Source organism: Gilliamella sp. Pra-s60 (assembly GCF_009795755.1).
Lineage (GTDB): Bacteria > Pseudomonadota > Gammaproteobacteria > Enterobacterales > Orbaceae > Gilliamella.
This window is the reverse complement of the sequence record NZ_WTFA01000007.1, coordinates 37729-56488: the sequence shown is the minus strand read 5'-3', so window position 1 is coordinate 56488 and position 18760 is coordinate 37729. Positions and strand designations below refer to the sequence as shown.

Here is an 18760-nt window from a genome sequence, read left to right as displayed (position 1 = left end):
TATTCAGTCACTAAGTTTTTAGTTGCTGTCATTGTGATTGCGTTATTTTTGGGTGCGAGGTAGTGAAACGTGGTGACTAAAGCAGAATTAAAAATATTAGAAAAAGCATTTATGGCAGGATTAACAGGAACCTATTTTCAAAGCCAATCAAAGCTAGCCAAAAAATTAATTGAGGACGGTATGTTACAAGAGGTTACATCAAAGGAAATCACTTGCTTTGGGATGATGACAGTTAGGCATTTAACCTTAACTTTATTAGGTCATTTTATATATTGTGATAGTTGCGCAGAGGGGTAATTTAATGACAGCTGAAAAAATTCTACAAGGATTAACTCGCAAATCAGCGCAATCAGCTCATTCAATTCGTCGGTTAGGTCGAACAGCTAGACGTATTGGAGAAAATAAGCGTCATCAGTTTTTAAAAGATGCTGTGCATTATGACCAGAACACAGGTATTTTTACGTCTGCTTATAAAGAGGGTATCCATGTTAAAGGTGTGCATGACAAGCAAGGTCGGTTATTTATTTTTGTAAATAGCCGTAAATACGCCGCAGAACGCCTTGCGTGGTTTTTAGTTACTGGCGAATGGCCAAAACGTAAAATCCAGCACAAAAATGGCAATATTGCAGATAATCGCTTTGATAATCTAGAAGAAGCTCGAGCAATTGAAAGAAAGATACCTAAGGTAAATTTATTAGAGGGCGTGCATTATTCAGCATCAGATAATAAATGGGTTGCTATTGTTTATCGTAATCGGCAACACTACAATTTGGGACGTTATACCAGTGAAAAAGCGGCAATAAAAGCGGTTGCAAGGTTTACCAAAAATCTGAATGAAGATGCGTTAAAAAACGAGAGTGCATACAATGTATTGGCACAATTGAAGAATAAAAAGCAACTTGGTACCAGTATGTCACTGACAGCTTACCAACGCTTATTTATTGAAAATATTCTTACAGGTTGGGGAGCGTGGGCATATCAAGAGATAAAAGAAAGTAATGAGAATGTGATTGCTAAAATGATGCTATCATCCTCCGATATTAGTAATACTGCGCTAGTTGATATTATTGATAGTTTATATAGCCAAGGATATCAGGGAAAAGAGTTATTCGAAAAAGCTAGTGATATTATTGCTTCATTAAGACACCGCCACGCCGAACAATTAGCTGATGATGAAGCTTTAAAGGTGGACAAGCTTTTAATTGAAACATTCGGCAGAAACAGCCCTATTATCAAAATTGCGGTTAGCTATTATGTTTATGGTCACGCTATGTCAGATATAGCTAATTATCTCGAGAAAATAACAGATTATAGACTAACTAACTATCAAGCAAGAAATAGAGTTAATTGGTGCTTAGATTACCTTAAAACGAGATTTTATCGAGCTTATCAATTTTGGGGCGAAAAATCGTAAAAAATGCTTGAAATTATATGTGGCGCATGATATAAATGTGTTATATTCGACGCGAATAGTTGGATGTAAGCCTTGTTAGAGATAACAGGGCTTTTTTATTACCTCCTATAAAAGCCTCAATTAAGAGGCTTTTTTGTTAGAGGAATAATGACACTTTAGATAATTCTTAATTCAAGATGTTTACCTAGAGCGGATAATGCTTTGCTAATAGTATCGATTTTTGTTGCGTGCTCTAAATTCACGATACGTTGAACTTCTTGTGGTTTTACATGAATGCGTTTTGCTAATTCAACATTAGAGATATTTTGGTCAATCATTTCGTTTAATAGTAATACTTTAGCAAAAAGGCTGGCTGGCAAATCAATTAAATGTTCGCCTTTTTTTGCTTTACTAGGAAGCGGTACTTTACGATGATCTTCAAAATAAAAATCCATACTTGTTATTAAAGCATCTTTCGCCATATTTAAAGCATCCTCTAAGTCATCACCGCAGGTGATAGCTTCGGGAATATCTCTAAATGTAACAGTATAACCATTTTCATCTTTAATTAATTCTGCTGGATAAAACATAAAAACCTCATTCAAAGTAAGCCCCCTTGCGAGGGCTTTAGTTATTTTAGATTTAATTGCCTTTTGATTGCTCTCATTGTGCCATTTTTTAACTCCCTGCTTGGATGTCTTGGCATAGTTGATTGCTTTCCGTTGTAGTATAGCTTTGTGTGATTACTTCCTTGCTTTACTTCAACGCCTTGGTCAATTAACCATCTTAAAAACTCACTTTGTTTCATTATTCCTCCGTGTTGTTTTAAGATATGATTATGATAAACAAAAATGTTTACTTTGTCAATATAAAAACAAACAAAAATGTTAATTTTTTAAAGGTGTTTAATGACGGTAAGATAGCAGGATAAATATTTAATCGATATTTTAGATGCGCTAAACAGTGCGGAAAAATCAGGTTCACTGGAAATTCCGATTTTTGTATTAGAAAGCGATGAAGCAATGTTAAATTGGGTTATGTCGCTTTAATAATCAATATTACAAATGTCGGCGACATCGATGTCGTTGAACCGTAACCGTGCCTAAACCTATGTATATCACGTTTAGGTCAATCATTTTCAAGGGTCTAAAGCTCATACGGTATGAGCGGTCAACTCATAATTGAAAGGTAGCTTGGTTCGAGTCCAGCTAGACCCACCATAACAGTCCCCCTCGCACCTCTACTTATTTTGGTCAAGTAGCAGTAATTCTGCTTAATGCTGAGATTTGATACGTTTGGGGGCATCTACAGAATCGACAGCAAAGCTAGACACACACATAACTAACATTTAGCTAGTACGCTGTCACATCATTAACTAACAAGAAGAATTAATTATGGAAAGATACTCATCACCGATATCTTATTTCTGGGGTGTTTTATGCACGCTTTTAGGTGCGCTTAGCTTAAATGATATTGCCATTATTGTCGGTATTATTTTATCAATAGCGACATTTATCATTAACTGGTTGTATAAACGCCGAGATTTCCATCACAAAAAGAACCTGAGAGAGCAATACTATGAAAAACACAACAAGAATAGCGACGAGTGCGATTTGTAGTGTTTCAGTAATCATCGGGATTGTTATTGCTAATTACTCAGACGAAATCAGAACGAGCAAAGCAGGGCTTGAAATAATCGGTAATGCAGAATCATGCGTACGAGAGCCTTATTATTGCCCAGCTAATGTGTTAACGGTTGGTATTGGCTCTACGGGTAATATTCAACAAAAAGTCTATTCAGACGAGGAAATAGCCAAAAGATGGGTAGATGATATCAAAACAGCAGAAATGTGCGTTAATCGCTATGCTAATGGTTTTCATTTGCCTCAACATGTTTTTGATGCTGTTACTTCGATTACGTTTAACGTTGGGTGCACAAAGATGCGTACTTCAACGATGTATAAACATCTGAACAATGGCGATTATAAAGCGGCTTGTAATGAGTTTCCAAGGTGGAACAAGGCAGGCGGTAAAGTGCTAAACGGCTTAGTAATCAGACGAGAAAAGGAGAAAGCGTTATGTCTATCTTATGCTTCATCATCGCTTCAATAATGGCGGTTAATGATGTCAACGGTTGGGGTTGGTTTTTATTTGTATCGTTATTATTGAGTGATTCATCATGTTCAAATTGTCTAAAGTAAATATAGCGAACACGGCATTAATCATTACTGCTTTTGCCTTTACTATCTATTTCGGTTACAACAATTATCAAGAAAAAAAGCAGCTACAAAAAGATAAAGCTGAACTATCTGAGAAAATCGAACAGTTGAACCGAGATATCGCTAAAAACAATCAAATTATAGCAGATAATGAGCAAAGCAAACGTGAGCTAGAAAACCAATCACTAGAACGGCAGGAGCAAATCAATGAGCAACTCAAAAATAATGACTGTGCTAATGAGCGTGTTCCTACTTCTATTGCTGACAGCCTGTACAACAGAGCGAAAGGTTTACGTCAATCGACCGATACCAGCCAATCTATTAAGTGATTGCCTGCCAAATTTACCGCCTAAATCGATGACATTCGGCGATAGTCTAAGATATAACGAGCATTTGCTAAATGTTATTGAAAAGTGTAATACGGACAAAAGGGCAATAAATCTAATCAACAAAGGGAAATAAAATGCTTGAATTGAGAAAACGATTAAAAGAGTGCTCTAGAAAATATTATTATAGAAAGACACCATGACAAGTATGGAGCGGGGCAAAAAAAGGTTGGTTAAGGAAAAGCAATTGGAGAATTTATTTTACTCATCGGACACGCATTTTGTTAAAATGAAGGCCGATGAGTAATACGTGTCTGTCAGCTTAAAATACTGGTTAAAAGATAATCCTCATTAATGAAATGGAACAAACAGTTATCTCCTAGTTTAATGTCATTTCCCCCGATAATGAAGGTTTTGTCAGAACAAAGTTTAATTAAATGATTTATTACACCTTCAATCATTCCACTGTTATAAGTTATGTTAGGGGTAAGTCCGCCAATTATAAACAAAGGTCCACATAATACTGCCATAACATATATATTCTTATCATAAAAAAGATAGGGTTTAAAATTCCATAATAAGGATGATTTTTTCTTATCTGTTGTGTATAAATAATTAAAATATAGTTTATAGCAACTAGGACTATTTTCTTTAATAACAACATTCCGCCATTCTTCTATTGCTTTATTTACATGAGCGTCAGTATACTTCTCCAATTCGGAGAAAACGTTTTGTTTTGAAAGTTTTATATAGTGTAGTAATCGGAATAAGATCGAAGCTGAAAATTTTCTAATTAATGAAAGGTCGCTAATTTCTGGATCGTATTTTCCTGATGTGATCTTAGCAAAACAATTTTTTGCGAATTCTCCTTCAATTTTCGATAATTTTTCATTATCACACTCACTACAAAATAAGGGGCTGGTTGGAGTGTTTTGTTGATGTTTTATATTTTCTGGATCATCTAGTTTAATGAATTTTTTTATGTTTTCACCACCTTTTTTCATAATCCATTTTCTTATAAAATTAGGGTAAATGTGCCCTTTGATTAACTCTTTATTTTCACCACATAATAAACAATGTTTACTAGACATATTAACACTCCATACAAATCATAATCATGTTAAGAACCATAACTTAATTAAAAAAAAATCAATAGTTTTATAGGATTCTAATAGCAAATTAAAAGAATATCTAGTAACCAATCAACTACCATGATAAACGTATATAACAACACTAGATGGCGTAAAGCCAGATTAACCTATCTACAGCGTAATCCGTTTTGTGTAATGTGTAGGAAGCAAGGCAGATATGAACCCGCTACAGCAGTAGACCACATTATTCCTCACAAACTCGAACAAGCATTAATATCGAAAGACCCAATAAAGATAAAGAAAGCCCAGAAACTGTTTTGGGATTCATCAAACTATCAGGGCTTATGTAGTACTCATCACTCAAGCACTAAACAACGTATTGAGAATAGAGGAATAGAGATAGGATGCGATGTTAATGGTATGCCTTATGGTGGACATTGGAGTAAAGAAAAATGAAACAAATTCAATTAGCCCATTTATATAAGAATGGTGGATTTTATGGCTACGGTATTGCAGTAGATGGACAGCTTTTAACTAATCAAGTAGCTGTTAGTATCGAGACAAAACCCAATCAACCGCCTCGCATATATGTTGATTTTTACTTAGATAGTGAAGCGGTTAACAATCCGATTGATATTGAATTGGGTAAAAAAAAGCAGGGAGGGGGTAGGTAATTCCTCCAGCTAAATGCTTTGAAAACCGCCCACCCTCATTCATTTTAACGCTAACCCGATTTTTTTAGTTTTTTTAGGATTGATTATGGCCGTAAAAAAGAAAACACGCTCAGATAGCACTACGGCGGTTATCAGGGCAATGGATAATGCCGCTAAAAACACAATTGAACCTCCTGAATACGCAGGGTTAATGGCTAAAGCTCGCCCTTTTTGGGATGCTAACATCAAATCGAAATCGTTAGATTTATGGATAGATACCGACCTTATCGAATGCGCTGATTTATGTAATAACCAGTTAAGAATTCTCGAATTAAGGAAAGAGTTGTCTAAAGAGAATAAAAAAACTGGCGAAGAACGAAACTCTAACGAGATAAAACGAATTGATAAGCAGATTACTGACTTGGGTCGATTAGTGGCAGCACAAAAAAGAAATCTGCAAATACACTCTCATGCAACAAATGGCGAATCACGAGATCAAGTTAATCATAATAAAAACGAGCAAGAAGCTAGAAAATACTTGGGTAAACATGATGATGGCTTGCTTGCCACTCCAATACATTAAGGTGGAATATGACGAGAGGTGAAAAAGTAATTGCTTTTATTGAGCGATATTGCCGAGTTCCTGACGGCGAACACCTTGGCGAGCCGATGAAATTGGCGGATTTTCAAAAAAGGTTCATTTTAGAAATCTACGATAACCCACACGGCACACACTCGGCATACCTCAGCATTGCGAGAAAGAACGGCAAAACAGGTTTAATTGCTGGGCTGTTATTGGCGCACTTGGTTGGTCCCGAAGCTGTACAGAATTCGCAAATCGTAAGCGGAGCAATGAGCCGAGAGCAGGCTGCAATAGTTTTTGATTTAGCTGTTAAAATCGTGAATTTAAACCCTGAACTACAAAGAATTGTAAGGGTTGTACCAAGTGGGAAAAGACTTTATGGTTTACTTTGTAACGTTGAATATAAAGCGTTAGCCGCTGAAGGAAAAACGGCACATGGACTATCGCCAATTCTTGCTATCTTGGATGAGGTAGGGCAAATAGTTGGACCAAGAAGCGATTTTGTTGATGCAATTACAACATCGCAGGGTGCACATAAAGCACCATTACTCATTGCGATTAGCACACAAGCGGCTAACGATGCAGATTTATTTAGTGTGTGGCTTGATGATGCAAAAAACTCTAACGATCCGCATATTGTTTCCCATGTTTATTCTGCTGAAAAAAATGCTGATGTGTTGGATGAAGAAGCTTGGAAAGCAGCAAACCCAGCCCTTGGTCTGTTTCGTTCCTATGACGATTTGAAGCGGCTTGCTAATGCCGCTAATCGAATGCCGAGCGAAGAAAACAAGTTCAGAAATTTAAACTTAAATCAAAGAGTATCCGTCGTTAGTCCTTTTGTTTCCCGCAATGTTTGGGAATCTTGCTCAGCCAAGCCGACGTCAGAAGATATCATTAGCTTTGCTGGACTTGATTTATCACAAAAGAATGACTTAACCGCATTCGTTGTTATATCAAAAACAAGTGATGGGCACTGGAACGTTCACCCGTATTTTTGGGCAACAGAAGTTGGTATACATGATCGTTCAAAACGGGACAGAGTGCCTTATGACGTGTGGGCTAAACAAGGTTACTTAAGAACAACGCCACGGGCATCTATTGATTATGAGTATCTAGTTAAAGAACTAGATGAAATCATCCAAGAATATAACATTTCTGCTATCGCCTTTGACCGATATCACATTGACTTTTTAATCAAGGAATTTGAGCGAATTAATGCCAATCCACCGTTAGTTAAGTTCGGGCAAGGTTTTAAAGATATGACGCCTGCCTTGTCGATTTTAGAAGATGAGCTTTTAAATGGAACTATCAGACACGGTAACCATCCAATATTAACTATGTGTGCTGCTAATGCTGTTGTTACACGTGATGAAGCGGACAATAGGAAGTTCGATAAACACAAGGCAACAGGGCGAATAGATGGAATGCAAGCGTTAGCTATGGCTTTTGGTGTAACAAATAAAGAAGATGATAGTACGGACATATCTTCTTTTATTAATGACCCGATCATGGTGCTTTAATGAGAAATAAAAACGAAAAAGGCTTTATTAAGGCCGCATTATTAAAATGGCTTGGCGTTACGCCGGAAATGACAGTAAAAACGGCATGGTCTGATTATTCAGGAAATTCCAGAAGCGGACAAAATGTTAGCGTTGATAGTTCATTGCAGTTATCCGCGGTGTGGGCGTGTGTAAAATTGGTATCGGAAACGATATCGACGCTACCTTTAAAAATTTATGAGCGAAATAACGACGGTTCAAAACAACTTGCCATTAATCACCCAGTATATCGAATTCTTTGCAAACAACCCGCTATAGACTTAACACCAGCAAGATTTATGCAAATGATCCCCGCTAGCATTTGTTTACGGGGTAATTCATTTTCTGAAAAATTAATGTTTAAAAAAGAGCTTGTTGGTATACGTCCCTTGTTACCGCAGTACATGAAAGTCGGTAGTGATGATTCTGGAAGAATAACATATACATATTCAGATCCTGTTACTAATACAGAGAGGAATATACCACGTGATCTAATAATGCACATTCGAGGGTTTGGGTTGGATGGTGCGGTAGGGTTAACACCAATACAAGTTGGGGCAGATATTATTGGATCTGCGTTAGCAACCAACGAAGCCGCATCAAATGTATTTAAAAATGGGCTTCAAAACTCTGGTTTTATTACATCAACACTGCCGTTAAATTCAGAGCAACGCCATGCTATCCGTGAAAATGTTCAGCAGTTCGCTGGCTCTAAAAACGCAGGTAAGTTAATGGTTCTTGAGGGGGGATTCGACTATAAAGCGATCACAATCAACCCAGAAACAGCGCAATTACTGCAAAGTAGAGCTTTCGGAATTGAAGAAATATGCCGATGGTTTGGTGTTCCGCCTGTGCTAATTGGGCATATGGAAAAACAAAGTTCTTGGGCGTCAAGTGTTGAAGCTCTTTATACTCAGTTTTTGATAACAGGATTAAGACCAACTCTGGTTAATATCGAGCAAGAAATTTGGCGATGTTTGCTAGATAGTGATGATCGTTATTTTGCTGAGTTTTCTGTTGAGGGGTTGTTACGAGCTGATAGTAATGCGAGAGCCAATTATTATAAACAAGCTCTTCAAGATGGGTGGATGAACCGAAATGAGGTTCGAGCAAAAGAAAATCTACCACCAATTGATGGCGGCGAAAAATTCACAATTCAATTAAATATGACGACCTTAGATAAGGTTGGCCAACCAGAGGGATAATCATGTCTTTTCAATTCAATCCAAGCATATTGGAGAATAAACCCTGCGCGGAATATCAAATATCAAATGCAGTATTAAGTAAATGGGACCCAAGTATTCAAGCACAATCAAGTGACAACACCATTTCTATTTATGAATCTATTGGTGAAAATTTTTGGACAGGTGAAGGGATAACATCTAAACGAATTGCTGGGCTTTTAAGAACCTTCAACAACAAAGATGTAACAGTCAATATTAATTCTCCCGGTGGAGATATGTTCGAGGGCATCACTATTTACAATCTGCTTAGAGAATATAAGGGTAAAGTCACCATTAATATTGTCGGTATAGCCGCTTCTGCAGCATCTATTATAGCAATGGCTGGTGATGAAGTTAGGATCGCAAAATCAGCGTTTTTAATGATCCATAACTGTAGTGTTGTTGTTGCTGGTAATCGTAATCTTTTATCAAATACCGCAGAGCAGTTAAAGCCATTTGATGAAGCAATGGCCGGTATCTATAGTGATAAAACAGGTAAAACCACGCAAGAAATTCTCACTATGATGGATGATGAGACTTACATAAGTGGCCCATCTGCTATTGAACAAGGATTTGCAGATAGCTACTTATCAGCAGATGAAATAAAACAATCTGACAATAAAGCAAAATCAATGTTAAAGCAGCTCGACACCTTACTCGCGAAATCAGGAATGACTAGAAGTGAGCGTCGGGAGCTTTTTAATCAAATTAAGGGTACGCAAAACGCTACCGATTCAGACACGCAGAACGCTGTCATCACGGCTTTAGCCGATATTCAAAAATCGATAAACAAATTAACTGGAGAACTATAATGTCTGAAATATTAGATATGATCAAAGGGTTACAAGCGAGTATTGAAAAAGCATCCAATAAACTTGATGTAACCGCAGAAAATGCACTAAAAGAAGCTAAAGCCGCTGGAGAGCTTTCATTAGAAACCAAAAACAGTGTAGACAAGGCTTTTGTTGAGATTAACGCACTGCGTGAAGCGGAGAAAACAATAAAAGCTTCAGTCGGCGAAGTTAAACAAGAAATTGCAACAATGCCATTAACTACTGCCAAAAAAGTAGCTTTAAGCGCAGGTCAAATTGTTACATCATCTGAAAATGTAAAACTATTTGCTTCAAGTGTTGAGGGTGGCAAACGTGTTAGCATTCCGGTTCAAGCAGCCTTAACGTCAATCGATGTACCAAGCGGTGTTGTTGAACATCAACGATTATCAGGTATCGATACTTTGCCAAAACAGCGGTTATTTATTCGTGACTTGATCGCTTCCGGTAAAACTAAATCACCAGCAATTTTTTGGGTTCAGCAAACTGGATTTACGAATAATGCGGCGGTTGTACCTGAAAATACAACAAAGCCGTACAGCAATATTAGCTTCGGCACAAAAGTGACACCTGTCACAACTGTGGCACACATGTTTAAAGCATCCAAACAAATCCTTGATGACTTTGCACAATTGCAATCAACGATTGATGCCGAAATGCGCTACGGTTTGAAATATGTTGAGGAACAAGAGATTTTGTTCGGGGACGGAACAGGTGCGCATCTGCACGGTATTGTCCCGCAAGCATCTGCTTTTGCACCGTCATTTGCTCCAGAAAAACGCACACCAATTGATGACTTACGTCTCGCAATGCTTCAAGCTCAACTTGCAAGATTACCGGCTTCGGGGCATGTTTTACACTTCTCTGATTGGGCTAAAATAGAGTTAACCAAGGATTCAAATGGAGGTTACATTTTAGCAAACCCAACAGGATTAATTGGTCCTACACTTTGGGGGTTACCAGTAATTGCAACAGAGCTTGCTGCATTTGTTGGTAAATTCTTAACGGGTGCTTTCTCAACAGGGGCACAAATTTTTGACCGTGAAGACACCAATGTGGTTATTTCAACCGAAAACTCTGATGATTTTGAAAAAAATATGATTTCAATTCGTTGTGAAGAACGTTTAGCCCTTGCTGTAAAACGTCCTGAAGCATTTATTTTTGGGTCATTTGGAACTGCGATTCCATCTTAAATTCAATGCGGCAGAAATGCCGCTTTTAACGGGGGTTAACATGAAAATTAAGTTACTAAAGCCGTTGTATTTGAGCAATCGTGTCGTCCTTGACGGTGAAGTATTTGAAACGTCAGACTTACACGGACGAGAACTTATCAGTAAAGGTTATGCGCTTGTAATAAATGATAAAGATGAAGCAGACTCTGATAAAGCGGTAAAAAATTCATCTAAAAAGAAAAAGTAGGTAATTTATGATTGATTTGGTAGCAATCAAGCAGCATTGCAATATAGAGCCTGATTTCAATGAAGATGATAATTTACTTAATATTTATATGAAAATGGCCGCTCAATATGTCAGCAACGTAACCAGGAGAACTTTGTATCAATCTGCTGATAGCGATGAATACAAAAATGATCCAAGACCGTTATTAATCGATGAACTAATCACGGGTGCGATGTTACAGTTAATAGGGCATTGGTACGAGAACAGGGAAACTATTAATATTGGTAATATCACATCAGAAATACCAATCACTACAAATAGCCTGTTGCAACCCTATATAATTTATGGTGTTTGAATATGAAAGCAGGTCGATTAAGAAACCGGATAACCATTCAAAAGCAAGTTAGCCGGAAAGACGAACTAGGACAGCAAGTTAATGAATGGGTCGATGTTTGTACTGTACGAGCAGAAATTCGGGACGTGTCAGGGAAAGAGTATCAAAGCTCACAAGCTGAACAGGTGCAAACAGATTGTAAAATCCTAATTCGGTACAGAAAAGATATTACTACTGATATGCGCGTGTTATGTAACGGTATCTATTACGATATTAAAGCGGTATTAGAAGATGTAAAAAGGACAAGGCTTGAATTACCCTGCCAAAAGGGCGTACGTTATGATTAAATCAACATTATCAATAGTTGGATTTAAAGAGCTTGAAGCGGACTTTAAGTTGTTGTCAAAAGCAGAGCAACGAAAAGTTTCAAAAAAGGCTGTACGCGCTGGTGCTGTTGTTTTTCGTGACGCTGTCCGTGCAAGTGCGCCTGTTCGAACTGGACGCTTAAAACGGTCTATTTCTGTTGATACCGCAAGAGGTTCGCTAACTGCTGGCGTTAAGTTTAAAAAAATTCGAGTAATCAAAAAATCAAAAAAAGGCAAAAGCAAACAAACTTTGCCATTTTACTGGTGGATGATCGAAAACGGCACGTCAAAAATGTCAGCACGTCCTTTTGTCCGTCCTGCTTTTGATGCAAATGTAAAAAAGGCAGAAGATGCAGTATTTGAACAGTATTTAAAAGATATCGATGAGATTTTCTCAAAATGATAGAAATTAAAATCAATAATACACTAAAAACCTTGTGCGATGGTCGTGTTAGTCCATTAGTTGCACCACAAGGAACAAGCCCTCCTTACATCTGTTACACAAAAATATCAGAAGTTTATGACGATGTTATGTGTGGTCAATCATTTGTTGAGTATTGTTTTCAGATTGACATCTATGCAAAAACTTTGCTCGAAGCTGAAAATATTAGAGCACAAGCATACGAAAAATTAAAGTTACTAAAACCATTCAATATCACTAGTCGTCAAGGCTATGAAACCGAAACCGAGCTTTATCGTTCAACGTTAGAATTTTACATTCAATAATTAACCATTTAACCATTTTACGCCGCTTAATTGCGGTTTTTTTATTTTATTTTTGGAGATATTAATATGCCAGAACTTCAAGAAGTGCAAAGTAGCGAATACACAAAAACAAGGGATGTCGGTGTTTTTGTTAGTAAAGATCCATCTCTTAAATTTATCGCCTCAGCAACAGCAAAGCTTAGTCTAGAATGCACTGTAACCGATTACTCCATGACTGCGCCAGAAGGTGAGGAAATCGACGTATCGACACTTTCATCAATCACAAAAGAAACTATCAGCGGCTTGCCTGCAGAGGCAACGGTTTCAATGAATGCTAATTTTGTTATTGGTAATTCTGCACAGCAAGTATTACGTAAATCGTACGATACTGGGGATAACTACGCATTTCAAATTAAGTATGAAGACGGTAGCTCAATCGACTGGATAGCACGCGTAACAAGTTACGAGTTTAAAGGTGCAAAAAACGGCGTGGTAACTGGCTCTTTCTCATTCAAAGTTAAAGGTAAGTTCGTTTTTAATGCTCCGGCTCCACAAATTGGCGGACAGTCACTGGAGAAAAAATAATGAATTTAAAACAAATTATTACAGCAAAAAACTCAGGCTTTCGTACCAAAAAGATTCGGGTTGAAGAATGGGGCGTTGCGGTCACTATTCGTGAGCCTTTGCACACTGATTTTAACCGTTATATCAAAACAATCAAAGATATCACAGATAATGAAAAACTGACTGATCGCGAAAAAGATTTGTTAAACATTAAAGCGGAAGCAACGTTATTTGCGACTGTGCTGCTTGACGATAACGGTGATTTTGTTTTCAGTGATGATATTGATGATTTAGTAAAAAGCTACGGTCCAGTTCACACTCGATTAGTCAATGAAGCGTTTGAATTGCTTGGTTTAAAAAAAGAACCGATAAAAGAAGCTGAAAAAAAGTAGAAAGCGATCCTGAGCTGTTTTTTAAGCTTAAATTAGCATTAAGGCTCGGTAAAACTCTTTCCGAGCTTGAACAAACGCTATCAGCAAGAGAATTTTACTACTGGGTCGCATTCGACAAATTAAACCCGATTGGCGACGAACGTCACGACTGGCACGCTGCACAAATATCTTCAAGCATTTATCGCTCACAAGGTGCAAAAGTCGAGTTTGACGACTGTTTACTTAAATTCAAAGAAGAGAAGAAAGAGCCTGTCAGCATATTTGACGCGCTATCAAATTTACTTGGGAAATAACTATGGCAACATTGCGAGAATTGGCAATACGAGTTACTGCCGACTCATCATCATATCAACGAGAAATGAGCAGGGCATCACGGCTTGGTACAGATTATTATAAAACAATGGAAGACCGTTCGAAGCGGTTTGATGCATACATTGCTAGCAATAATCGCTCAGTTCAAGCAATGAATATGCAATTAACACACCTAAAATCATCAGCATTAAGTGTAGCTACAGCGTTTGCCGGTGGCTTTGCCTTTACTAGCATTGTCAATATGGCGGACGATTGGGGGCAATCAGCCGCTCGTATCAGAATGGCTATTACATCTGTCGAGGGTTCAGCTGATAATTATGAGCAGGTGCAGGGTCGCTTGCTTGAAATAAGTAATCGTAATGCTAAAGCAATTGAAGATTCACAAGAACTATACATTGCAACAGCATCATCAATGCGTGATCTTGGTTATAGCACAAATGACACGATCGACTTTATCGAAGCTATGTCAAACAGCTATACTATAAATGCGACTTCTGCAGATAAAGTATCAACAAGCATTAACGCAATCACTAAATCGATGATCACAGGGAAAGTTAGTAGTAACGACTGGAAATCGATAATGGCATCAACGCCAAATGTTGTTACCGCTCTGGCAAATTCGACAGGTAAAGCTGAAAAGATCATAAAGCAACTCGGTATGAGTGGTCAAATATCAATGCGACAGCTTGCTGATGCAATGATCAAGGTTAAAGATGAAACGGGTGAAATGGCTGACGGCATGGGTAATACTGTAAAAGACGGTTTTACTCAGATATCAAACAGTTTTAAAGCGTTAATTGGCGAACTAAATAGTAGCACAGGTGTTACTCAAAATATCGCAAGCGGCTTGAAATTCGTTGCAGATAATATTCATTTAATAACTGGTGCTGGCACAATTCTTGTTAGCATTGGTCTATCACGATATTTTAGCGGACTTTCGCTATCTGTTTTTAATGCTACAAAGACAACATTAGCAAACAGAACAGCACAAATATCTCAAGCTCAAGCACAACTAGCGACAGTTAAAAGCTTGCAATTAAAAGCGGTTGCCGAAGTGAATGCCGCAAGATTTGAAGCACAGCGTGCGGTTGGTTTAAAAGCTAATCTAATTGCGCAAAATAATTTAACAGCAGCTATTAATCGTCAAACACAAGCAAATAATGAGCTAGCTGCTGCACAAACAAAAGTAAACGCATTAACTAGTAAGTTTAATTTGTTATCGCGAGCTGGCAGTGGTTTATTAGGTCTACTCGGTGGACCCGTTGGATTGCTGACTACAGCAGTCGCTGTTGGTGCTGCATTTTTTGCAATGGGCGACGGCGCAGACAAAGCTAAAAAGCCGCTTGAAGAATTACAATTACCAGTTGATGAACTGCTTGCTAAATTTAAAGAGCTCGACAAATCAAGACAGTTAAACATAACAACTGGACTGCAAGCTGAAATTGATATTAATACAAAAGATATTGATATAAATGTTTCTGAGATTAAAGATAAATTACAAGATAGTTTATCTGAAATTATTATGGCTGCAGATTATTCTAGTGCGACTGTATATTTATCTCCAACGAATAAAAAAGCTATTGATGAATATATACAACAAATTGACGCACTAAAAAACAAAGTAAAAAATGGAGAAATAACAACATCAGAATTTGGTGAAAGTTTATATGATGCAGGGCAAAAATTAATAGCAACAGCTGGGGGCGGTAAAGAGCTTGAGCAAGTAATTGGTTCTGTAACTTCTGAATTATTACAAAACACACAAAAATTAGCAGAAAACAAAGAAAAATTAGATGCTGTCGGTAAAGTTTCTGGTGAAACAGCAACTAAAGTAAAGTTACTTGATGCGGCTGATTTTCCGAATTTAGAAAATCAACTTGGCGTACTTAGTCAGCAACTTGATGTTAACAACGTCAAAGCAGATGCTGGAGCGGAAGCAGCATATGTGCTTGCTGGTTTACAACGCGCAGCCGGAGATGCTGCTATTGAACACGCTGCTGATTTAATTGCTTTAGCAAAAGGTCAAGATCTAACTGGCAAAATGTCAGATGTGCTTGCTGAAAAGCTTAGATTATATACAAAAAATCTACGTGAAAGCTTCAAGCTACAAGAAAGTTTTAAGCCAGTAAAAACAGGCAAAATCACTGCTGATGTTTATAAAACGCAGCTTGATCGTCTCAATAGTCAAATCAACGCTTACACTGATATCACTGAGCTACAAAAAATCCGCAGGCAATTAGCGGAAGGGGAATTAAGTAAGCTAACTGATCTTCAAAAGAAAGCGTTAGAATCAAAAGCTATCGAGTTAGATAAGCTAAATGCGCAAAAAGAATATAAATCAATTATGGATTCTTTGCGCACTCCAGCGGAGCAACAACTAGATACTTACAAGCAGCATTTATCTGTCATTGAAAAAGCAAATCTGTCATTAAAAGAACGTGAAGAACTGCTGAATAAAATGTCTAAAAAAGCATCTGAATCAGCACCTTCATTTAGCTATCACAATTCTTACAACGGACTTGGTAGCGATTTACTGAATGTAGCGGAAGATGATAAAAAGCTACGCGACTGGAATGAGCAACAGCTACAAATTCAAAATGACTTATTATCACAAAAGTTAATTAGTCAGCAAGAATATGCGGATGCTGTTGTTAAGATTGAAGAAACTATGCAACAAAAGCAAAAGGATATTCAGTCTGCATATACATTAGCTGCGCTCGGTACATTCTCATCATTAACTGGCTCTATTGCTGATATGTTTAAAGAAACCGCAGGCGAATCATCTGCTGCATACAAAGTGATGTTTCTTGCTAGTAAAGCATCAGCTATTGCACAAGCAATGATTAGCACCGAAGTTGCTGCAGCTAAAGCGCTTGAACTTGGCCCAATAATGGGGATACCTGCGGCGTCGTTGGTTCGAGGATTGGGGTATGCATCGGTAGGACTTATTGCTGCACAAACTATTAGTGGAATGGCCCACAGCGGTATTGACAACATCCCCAAAGAGGGTACTTGGCTACTTGATAAAGGTGAGCGTGTAGTCGATGCTAGAACAAACGCTGATTTAAAAGGATTCTTGCAAGCAACGAATAAATCAGGCGGTAATATAACTGTTAATGTTCCAGTGAATGTCGGAAATAATGGATTAACGGAAGATGATGGAAAATCACTAGGCAGAAGTCTCAAGGAAATGATAGAAGCTAAGCTTAAGGAAGAACAACGACCAGGTGGGATATTGAATCGCCGTTGATTTGTTTGGTTAAATCACATACTATTTACCAAAAACTAACGAAGGTGGATGGTATGAAAAAAATTGTATTGAGTTTATTTTTAATTTGTTTTGCTTTAGTTGGATGTAAAACGGTAGGGGATGTGAATGCTGATGATTATTTACGTTCAAGCCCAAAAAATGTCGATAATAAAATGGTTGGTGTATGGGTTGCAGGAATGGGGCCATACTTAACCACAATTAAAATAAATTCAAACGGGACAGGCTTGTTTTGTTATTCATGGAATGGGAAAAATGTTTTATATAAGTTGATTTATGATGGAAAATCATTGATTGTTCAAAGCGGTGAAAAGCTTGATATTGATAAATTTAATTCTAGTGAAATTAACGTTACCGCTAATTACTACATGGGTAAAAAATATACGTTTTACCGCGACGATAATTATATAAAATCATCATCGTACTGCATTGCAAACGTAAAATAATTTACTCAATAAAATAATAAATTTTATAAATAAGACCGCTTTTACAGCGGTTTTTTATTGCATGGAGAAAATTATGGAAACATTTCACTGGCAAGTTGCGCCGAATATGAGTGAAAAAGCTGAACCGAAGATAAAAACCATTAAATTCGGTGACGGCTACGAGCAACGAATCAAGGATGGTATTAACAACGACTTGCGCTCATACAGTGTCACGCTAAAAGTAGCACGAGAAGATGCGCAACACATCAATGACTTTTTAACGCGTCAAGGTGGGCTTCACGCATTTAAATGGATAGAGCCGAACTCGCACAAATTAATAACAGTTAAATGCTCGTCTTGGACATCTAACGTTATGAACACTGCAACAACAATAACAGCAACATTTGAAGAGGTAGTCGCATGAGTTCACATGTACCTAATGGCACAATCAAGCTTCTCTCAAAATTTGAACAAGGTGCAATACTTGATTTATATGATGTGGATTTATCAAAAATTGCAGGAGAAAAATTAGTTTTTAGATTTCACGCAGGAGTAAATCAGCTAAGAAAAGCTATTGTTTGGCAAGGAGACACTTATGAGCCATACCCCATAAAAGTAGAAGGTTTTCAAAAAAATGGGCAGGGCACTAGTAATCGCCCGACAATGACTGTTTCTAATGCTTTCGGGCTAATAACTGGTTTAGTGAAATCATTTGATGACTTGCTCGGAGCTGTAGTAACTAGACGTCAGGTTTTAGCTGAATTTTTAGATGCTGTAAATTTTGAAGGTGGAAATAATAAAGCCGATCCGACCCAAGAAGTGGTATCGCAATATTTAGTTGAGAGATTAACTAATTTAATACCAAGCGAATCTGCCACATTTGAATTAGCATTACCTTGTGAAAGTGACGGCGTTATGTTGCCTGCTAGGGTAATCATCGCACATACATGCTGCTGGCAATATCGTAGCTCTGAATGTAGTTACACGGGTGGTGCGGTTGCTGATGAAAGAGATACTCCAACCAACGATGTTACTAAAGATAAATGTTCTGGAACGATTACGGGTTGCAAACTTCGCTTTGGTAAAAACGGCATTCTTCCTTTCGGCGGTTTTCCCGCTTCTGCTAAACTCTCTTAATTAA

Annotated in this window: 27 protein-coding genes and 1 tRNA gene; 25 read left to right on the top strand and 3 right to left on the bottom strand. The window is 37.6% G+C overall.

Annotation, left to right across the window (positions count from 1 at the left end; genetic code table 11):
• The first annotated feature begins 69 nt into the window (after window positions 1–69).
• Window positions 70–297, top strand: coding sequence for a hypothetical protein (locus tag GQ596_RS06585; RefSeq protein ID WP_160400890.1), 228 nt, complete (start codon window positions 70–72; stop codon window positions 295–297).
• 4 nt (window positions 298–301) lie between these two features.
• The gene (locus tag GQ596_RS06580; RefSeq protein ID WP_160400889.1) at window positions 302–1414 is read left to right on the top strand and encodes a DUF1133 family protein; all 1113 of its coding nucleotides are present in this window, start codon (window positions 302–304) and stop codon (window positions 1412–1414) included.
• A 155-nt stretch (window positions 1415–1569) separates the two neighbouring features.
• On the opposite strand, the gene GQ596_RS06575 is transcribed toward GQ596_RS06580, so the two are convergent.
• Both GQ596_RS06575 and GQ596_RS06570 read right to left on the bottom strand, forming a co-directional pair.
• Window positions 1570–1983: a type II toxin-antitoxin system HicB family antitoxin gene (locus GQ596_RS06575; RefSeq protein ID WP_160400888.1), complete on the bottom strand. Its 414-nt coding sequence runs from the start codon at window positions 1981–1983 to the stop codon at window positions 1570–1572.
• A 41-nt stretch (window positions 1984–2024) separates the two neighbouring features.
• Window positions 2025–2201: a type II toxin-antitoxin system HicA family toxin gene (locus GQ596_RS06570; protein ID WP_160400887.1), complete on the bottom strand. Its 177-nt coding sequence runs from the start codon at window positions 2199–2201 to the stop codon at window positions 2025–2027.
• A 334-nt stretch (window positions 2202–2535) separates the two neighbouring features.
• Here GQ596_RS06570 and GQ596_RS06565 point away from each other — a divergent pair.
• The 4 genes from GQ596_RS06565 (at window position 2536) to GQ596_RS06550 (ending at window position 3941) form a co-directional block, all read left to right on the top strand.
• Window positions 2536–2613: transfer RNA gene (locus GQ596_RS06565), tRNA-Met, on the top strand.
• A gap of 174 nt (window positions 2614–2787) precedes the next feature.
• The gene (locus tag GQ596_RS06560; RefSeq protein WP_160400886.1) at window positions 2788–3012 is read left to right on the top strand and encodes a phage holin family protein; all 225 of its coding nucleotides are present in this window, start codon (window positions 2788–2790) and stop codon (window positions 3010–3012) included.
• Entirely contained in the window at window positions 2972–3505 is a 534-nt protein-coding gene (locus tag GQ596_RS06555) for a lysozyme (RefSeq protein WP_160400885.1), read from the top strand. The genes GQ596_RS06560 and GQ596_RS06555 overlap by 41 nt, the downstream gene beginning before the upstream one ends.
• 67 nt (window positions 3506–3572) lie before the next feature.
• Window positions 3573–3941, top strand: a complete 369-nt coding sequence (locus tag GQ596_RS06550) for a hypothetical protein (protein WP_160400884.1) — start codon at window positions 3573–3575, stop codon at window positions 3939–3941.
• Between the two features lie 314 nt (window positions 3942–4255).
• Here the strand turns inward: GQ596_RS06550 and GQ596_RS06545 are convergent, their stop codons facing one another.
• Window positions 4256–5029 (bottom strand): hypothetical protein, encoded by a 774-nt coding sequence (locus GQ596_RS06545; RefSeq protein ID WP_160400883.1) that lies wholly within the window; start codon window positions 5027–5029, stop codon window positions 4256–4258.
• Window positions 5030–5149: 120 nt separating this feature from the next.
• Here GQ596_RS06545 and GQ596_RS06540 point away from each other — a divergent pair, with 120 nt between their 5' ends.
• The 19 genes from GQ596_RS06540 to GQ596_RS06450 all read left to right on the top strand — a co-directional run bounded on the left by GQ596_RS06540 (window position 5150) and on the right by GQ596_RS06450 (window position 18756).
• A complete protein-coding gene (locus GQ596_RS06540) occupies window positions 5150–5485 on the top strand; it encodes an HNH endonuclease signature motif containing protein (RefSeq protein ID WP_160400882.1) in 336 nt (111 codons plus the stop codon).
• The gene (locus GQ596_RS06535; RefSeq protein WP_160400881.1) at window positions 5482–5703 is read left to right on the top strand and encodes a hypothetical protein; all 222 of its coding nucleotides are present in this window, start codon (window positions 5482–5484) and stop codon (window positions 5701–5703) included. The genes GQ596_RS06540 and GQ596_RS06535 overlap by 4 nt, the downstream gene beginning before the upstream one ends.
• A gap of 85 nt (window positions 5704–5788) precedes the next feature.
• Window positions 5789–6265, top strand: coding sequence for a terminase (locus GQ596_RS06530; RefSeq protein WP_160400880.1), 477 nt, complete (start codon window positions 5789–5791; stop codon window positions 6263–6265).
• An 8-nt stretch (window positions 6266–6273) separates the two neighbouring features.
• Window positions 6274–7785 carry a terminase TerL endonuclease subunit gene (locus GQ596_RS06525; RefSeq protein ID WP_160400879.1) on the top strand — a complete coding sequence of 504 codons (1512 nt, stop codon included), beginning with the start codon at window positions 6274–6276 and terminating at the stop codon, window positions 7783–7785.
• The gene (locus GQ596_RS06520; protein ID WP_160400878.1) at window positions 7785–9008 is read left to right on the top strand and encodes a phage portal protein; all 1224 of its coding nucleotides are present in this window, start codon (window positions 7785–7787) and stop codon (window positions 9006–9008) included. Before GQ596_RS06525 ends, GQ596_RS06520 begins: the two co-directional genes overlap by 1 nt.
• 2 nt (window positions 9009–9010) lie before the next feature.
• Window positions 9011–9838 carry a head maturation protease, ClpP-related gene (locus tag GQ596_RS06515; protein WP_160400877.1) on the top strand — a complete coding sequence of 276 codons (828 nt, stop codon included), beginning with the start codon at window positions 9011–9013 and terminating at the stop codon, window positions 9836–9838.
• Complete coding sequence (locus GQ596_RS06510) at window positions 9838–11049, top strand: phage major capsid protein (RefSeq protein ID WP_160400876.1); 1212 nt, start codon at window positions 9838–9840, stop codon at window positions 11047–11049. Before GQ596_RS06515 ends, GQ596_RS06510 begins: the two co-directional genes overlap by 1 nt.
• A gap of 70 nt (window positions 11050–11119) precedes the next feature.
• Window positions 11120–11275: a hypothetical protein gene (locus tag GQ596_RS06505; RefSeq protein WP_160400875.1), complete on the top strand. Its 156-nt coding sequence runs from the start codon at window positions 11120–11122 to the stop codon at window positions 11273–11275.
• Window positions 11276–11282: 7 nt separating this feature from the next.
• Entirely contained in the window at window positions 11283–11609 is a 327-nt protein-coding gene (locus GQ596_RS06500) for a head-tail connector protein (RefSeq protein WP_160400874.1), read from the top strand.
• Window positions 11610–11611: 2 nt separating this feature from the next.
• Window positions 11612–11935 (top strand): phage head closure protein, encoded by a 324-nt coding sequence (locus GQ596_RS06495; protein WP_160400873.1) that lies wholly within the window; start codon window positions 11612–11614, stop codon window positions 11933–11935.
• On the top strand, window positions 11928–12356 hold the full coding sequence (locus tag GQ596_RS06490) for an HK97-gp10 family putative phage morphogenesis protein (RefSeq protein WP_160400872.1): 429 nt from the start codon (window positions 11928–11930) through the stop codon (window positions 12354–12356). Before GQ596_RS06495 ends, GQ596_RS06490 begins: the two co-directional genes overlap by 8 nt.
• Window positions 12353–12679: a DUF3168 domain-containing protein gene (locus tag GQ596_RS06485; protein WP_160400871.1), complete on the top strand. Its 327-nt coding sequence runs from the start codon at window positions 12353–12355 to the stop codon at window positions 12677–12679. The genes GQ596_RS06490 and GQ596_RS06485 overlap by 4 nt, the downstream gene beginning before the upstream one ends.
• Window positions 12680–12745: 66 nt before the next feature.
• Window positions 12746–13243: a phage tail tube protein gene (locus tag GQ596_RS06480; RefSeq protein WP_160400870.1), complete on the top strand. Its 498-nt coding sequence runs from the start codon at window positions 12746–12748 to the stop codon at window positions 13241–13243.
• Entirely contained in the window at window positions 13243–13614 is a 372-nt protein-coding gene (locus GQ596_RS06475; RefSeq protein ID WP_160400869.1) for a phage tail assembly chaperone, read from the top strand. The genes GQ596_RS06480 and GQ596_RS06475 overlap by 1 nt, the downstream gene beginning before the upstream one ends.
• A gap of 14 nt (window positions 13615–13628) precedes the next feature.
• The gene (locus GQ596_RS11260) at window positions 13629–13907 is read left to right on the top strand and encodes a DUF4035 domain-containing protein (protein ID WP_160400938.1); all 279 of its coding nucleotides are present in this window, start codon (window positions 13629–13631) and stop codon (window positions 13905–13907) included.
• Between the two features lie 2 nt (window positions 13908–13909).
• Window positions 13910–17176, top strand: coding sequence for a tape measure protein (locus GQ596_RS06465; protein ID WP_160400868.1), 3267 nt, complete (start codon window positions 13910–13912; stop codon window positions 17174–17176).
• A 53-nt stretch (window positions 17177–17229) separates the two neighbouring features.
• Window positions 17230–17640, top strand: a complete 411-nt coding sequence (locus GQ596_RS06460; protein ID WP_160400867.1) for a J517_1871 family lipoprotein — start codon at window positions 17230–17232, stop codon at window positions 17638–17640.
• Window positions 17641–17713: 73 nt separating this feature from the next.
• Complete coding sequence (locus GQ596_RS06455; RefSeq protein ID WP_160400866.1) at window positions 17714–18043, top strand: phage tail protein; 330 nt, start codon at window positions 17714–17716, stop codon at window positions 18041–18043.
• On the top strand, window positions 18040–18756 hold the full coding sequence (locus GQ596_RS06450) for a phage minor tail protein L (RefSeq protein ID WP_160400865.1): 717 nt from the start codon (window positions 18040–18042) through the stop codon (window positions 18754–18756). The genes GQ596_RS06455 and GQ596_RS06450 overlap by 4 nt, the downstream gene beginning before the upstream one ends.
• Window positions 18757–18760 lie beyond the last annotated feature (4 nt).

Coding starts and splice junctions, on each gene's coding strand:
- GQ596_RS06580 (WP_160400889.1), top strand. CDS start 302: ATGACAGCTGAAAAAATTCTACAAGGATTAACTCGCAAATCAGCGCAA.
- GQ596_RS06575 (WP_160400888.1), bottom strand. CDS start 1,983: ATGTTTTATCCAGCAGAATTAATTAAAGATGAAAATGGTTATACTGTT.
- GQ596_RS06570 (WP_160400887.1), bottom strand. CDS start 2,201: ATGAAACAAAGTGAGTTTTTAAGATGGTTAATTGACCAAGGCGTTGAA.
- GQ596_RS06560 (WP_160400886.1), top strand. CDS start 2,788: ATGGAAAGATACTCATCACCGATATCTTATTTCTGGGGTGTTTTATGC.
- GQ596_RS06555 (WP_160400885.1), top strand. CDS start 2,972: ATGAAAAACACAACAAGAATAGCGACGAGTGCGATTTGTAGTGTTTCA.
- GQ596_RS06550 (WP_160400884.1), top strand. CDS start 3,573: ATGTTCAAATTGTCTAAAGTAAATATAGCGAACACGGCATTAATCATT.
- GQ596_RS06545 (WP_160400883.1), bottom strand. CDS start 5,029: ATGTCTAGTAAACATTGTTTATTATGTGGTGAAAATAAAGAGTTAATC.
- GQ596_RS06540 (WP_160400882.1), top strand. CDS start 5,150: ATGATAAACGTATATAACAACACTAGATGGCGTAAAGCCAGATTAACC.
- GQ596_RS06535 (WP_160400881.1), top strand. CDS start 5,482: ATGAAACAAATTCAATTAGCCCATTTATATAAGAATGGTGGATTTTAT.
- GQ596_RS06530 (WP_160400880.1), top strand. CDS start 5,789: ATGGCCGTAAAAAAGAAAACACGCTCAGATAGCACTACGGCGGTTATC.
- GQ596_RS06525 (WP_160400879.1), top strand. CDS start 6,274: ATGACGAGAGGTGAAAAAGTAATTGCTTTTATTGAGCGATATTGCCGA.
- GQ596_RS06520 (WP_160400878.1), top strand. CDS start 7,785: ATGAGAAATAAAAACGAAAAAGGCTTTATTAAGGCCGCATTATTAAAA.
- GQ596_RS06515 (WP_160400877.1), top strand. CDS start 9,011: ATGTCTTTTCAATTCAATCCAAGCATATTGGAGAATAAACCCTGCGCG.
- GQ596_RS06510 (WP_160400876.1), top strand. CDS start 9,838: ATGTCTGAAATATTAGATATGATCAAAGGGTTACAAGCGAGTATTGAA.
- GQ596_RS06500 (WP_160400874.1), top strand. CDS start 11,283: ATGATTGATTTGGTAGCAATCAAGCAGCATTGCAATATAGAGCCTGAT.
- GQ596_RS06495 (WP_160400873.1), top strand. CDS start 11,612: ATGAAAGCAGGTCGATTAAGAAACCGGATAACCATTCAAAAGCAAGTT.
- GQ596_RS06490 (WP_160400872.1), top strand. CDS start 11,928: ATGATTAAATCAACATTATCAATAGTTGGATTTAAAGAGCTTGAAGCG.
- GQ596_RS06485 (WP_160400871.1), top strand. CDS start 12,353: ATGATAGAAATTAAAATCAATAATACACTAAAAACCTTGTGCGATGGT.
- GQ596_RS06480 (WP_160400870.1), top strand. CDS start 12,746: ATGCCAGAACTTCAAGAAGTGCAAAGTAGCGAATACACAAAAACAAGG.
- GQ596_RS06475 (WP_160400869.1), top strand. CDS start 13,243: ATGAATTTAAAACAAATTATTACAGCAAAAAACTCAGGCTTTCGTACC.
- GQ596_RS06465 (WP_160400868.1), top strand. CDS start 13,910: ATGGCAACATTGCGAGAATTGGCAATACGAGTTACTGCCGACTCATCA.
- GQ596_RS06460 (WP_160400867.1), top strand. CDS start 17,230: ATGAAAAAAATTGTATTGAGTTTATTTTTAATTTGTTTTGCTTTAGTT.
- GQ596_RS06455 (WP_160400866.1), top strand. CDS start 17,714: ATGGAAACATTTCACTGGCAAGTTGCGCCGAATATGAGTGAAAAAGCT.
- GQ596_RS06450 (WP_160400865.1), top strand. CDS start 18,040: ATGAGTTCACATGTACCTAATGGCACAATCAAGCTTCTCTCAAAATTT.